Origin of the sequence: Persicitalea sp. (assembly GCF_041751555.1) — a bacterium.
In the GTDB taxonomy this organism is placed as follows: Bacteria; Bacteroidota; Bacteroidia; order Cytophagales; family Spirosomataceae; genus Persicitalea.
On the sequence record NZ_JBGSXF010000694.1, the window covers coordinates 1 to 2,210 of the forward strand.

General features: G+C 51.0%; 3 protein-coding genes. 2 read left to right on the forward strand and 1 reads right to left on the reverse strand.

What is annotated here, in order from left to right:
- Window positions 1-802, reverse strand: an 802-nt coding sequence (locus tag ACEW8P_RS24380) for a dihydroxy-acid dehydratase (protein ID WP_373515668.1), incomplete at its 3' end; no start/stop codon positions are given.
- 258 nt (window positions 803-1,060) lie between these two features.
- Between ACEW8P_RS24380 and murQ the strand changes: the two genes are divergently transcribed.
- Both murQ and ACEW8P_RS24390 read left to right on the forward strand, forming a co-directional pair.
- Window positions 1,061-1,855 (forward strand): N-acetylmuramic acid 6-phosphate etherase, encoded by a 795-nt coding sequence (gene murQ / locus ACEW8P_RS24385; RefSeq protein ID WP_373515669.1) that lies wholly within the window; start codon window positions 1,061-1,063, stop codon window positions 1,853-1,855.
- Between the two features lie 112 nt (window positions 1,856-1,967).
- Window positions 1,968-2,210 (forward strand): alcohol dehydrogenase catalytic domain-containing protein (locus tag ACEW8P_RS24390; protein WP_373515670.1); only part of this gene is annotated, 243 nt, incomplete at its 3' end.

The window sequence follows — 2,210 nt, forward strand, 5'->3', positions numbered from 1 at the left end:
GCGCGTTTTCCAGCGATTTTTTGGTAATAATATCTTTCGGGGTAATGTCTCGCTCCAAAAGTAGCTTCATCGCCGCGCCGATTTTCTTGCACTCCTCCTGCTTGCCTTCGTGCGTAGCCGGGTAGCTGCTGCTGAACGGCAAACTCATGCCCATCGCTTCGATGGACGCGGCCATCGTGTTGGCTGTATACATTCCACCACAAGCACCGGGACCAGGGATTGAGTTTTGGATGACACCCTTATAATCTTCATCGGAAATATTGCCCGCAAATTTCTGGCCAAGCGCCTCGAAGGCCGAAACGATGTCCAACTTTTTTCCTTTGTAGTGACCCGAGCGAATGGTGCCGCCATAAACCATGATGGCCGGACGCTCTAACCGTGCCATCGCCATAATGGCACCGGGCATGTTTTTATCACACCCTACGACCGCAATAACGGCGTCGTACCACTGCGCCGCTACGACCGACTCGATGGAATCCGCGATCAGGTCGCGGCTCGGGAGCGAGTAGCGCATGCCGTCGTTGCCGTTGGTCATGCCGTCGGACACGCCAATGGTGTTGAAAATTAGCCCTATCATGTCATTGGCTGTTACGCCCTGCTTCACATACACCGACAAGCCGTTCAGATGCATGTTGCAGGGATTGCCCTCATAACCCGTGCTGGCAATGCCGATTTGTGGCTTGCCCATGTCCTCCTCCTTCATGCCGATGGCATAAAGCATTGCCTGGGCAGCAGGATTGGTCACTTCCTGGGTAAGTGTACGTGAATATTTATTGAGTACTTGAGTGTCGATTTCTTGCATAAAAATGAAAATTCACTAGCAGCGAAAATTCGCTGGACTGAAATATCTTGACAAATAAGGACGCTATCTTTCTATTTTCCAAACATTATTTCCCAATTTTTGAGATTTATCAAGAACTTAGGGCTTTGCTTACCTTTGCAAGACACTATGTTTCAAAAACAGCCAGAATAAACTGCGAATAATACAATTTATGCTCTTGACACCAATTGTGTAGATCAAGAGCCGTCAACTGTCCACCGTAAACTATCCACTAAATAAATGACCACCGAAACCGCCTCCCACTACGACCACCTCGAACGCATGAATATTCAGGAACTTCTGGTCAACATCAACAAGGAAGACAAAACAGTTCCGCTTGCCGTGGAAAAGTCCATTCCGCAGATTGAGAAGCTGGTAGAGCAAATCGCCAAGCGCATGAAGCAGGGCGGGCGGCTTTTCTACATCGGGGCTGGCACGAGTGGACGACTGGGCGTCGTGGATGCTTCCGAATGTCCGCCGACCTACGGCGTCCCTTTCGATATGGTGATCGGCATCATGGCGGGCGGTGATTCGGCCATCCGCAAAGCCGTAGAATTCGCCGAGGACGACGACGAACAAGCTTGGAAGGATCTCAATGAATACCAAATTACCAATCTTGATTCCCTTATTGGTATTGCTGCCTCGGGTCGCACGCCTTACGTCATCGGCGGCCTCAATCGAGCCCGTGAAGCGGGCATACTAACGGGCTGCATCGTCTGCAATGAAGGTTCAGCGGTGGCGAAGGCAGCAGAATTTCCGGTGGAGGTAGTCGTCGGCCCTGAATTTGTGACGGGAAGTACCCGCATGAAGTCCGGAACGGCCCAAAAGCTGGTACTAAATATGATCTCTACCTCAGTGATGATTCGCCTCGGCCGGGTACAGGGCAACAAAATGGTGGACATGCAAATGACCAACCACAAACTGGTCGAACGCGCCATCCGCATGGTGATGGAAGAAACCAACGTTTCTCGCGAAGAAGCCGAAGCCCTGCTCGACGCCCACGGCAGCGTGAGAGGAGCGATAGAGGCCGTTTAGAGTTATTGCAGGACCGCCTGGCGATTCAGAGTTCAGCGTTTTTTAGAAAACTGAGCCGCAGTATACGTCTAAACAATTACACAATTCAACGATTCAATAATTACACAACAACATGAAAGCTGCCGTCCTCGAAGAAGTCAAGCAACCCTTAGTAGTTCGGGAAGCCGAAAAGCCTGATCCTGGTAAGGGAGAAGTACTGGTTAAACTGAAAACAGCCGCCCTCAACCACCGCGATGTCTGGATTCAGAAAGGGCGCTATCCTGACATCAACACGCCGGTTATCCTAGGTTCCGATGGCGCGGGGGTAGTTGTGGAAGTAGGGGAGGGTGTAAGCGAGTATTGGCTGGAAAAAGAA

What these genes read in the sequence shown, in the direction of transcription:
- murQ (WP_373515669.1), top strand. Translation starts at nt 1,061, where the DNA reads ATGACCACCGAAACCGCCTCCCACTACGACCACCTCGAACGCATGAAT.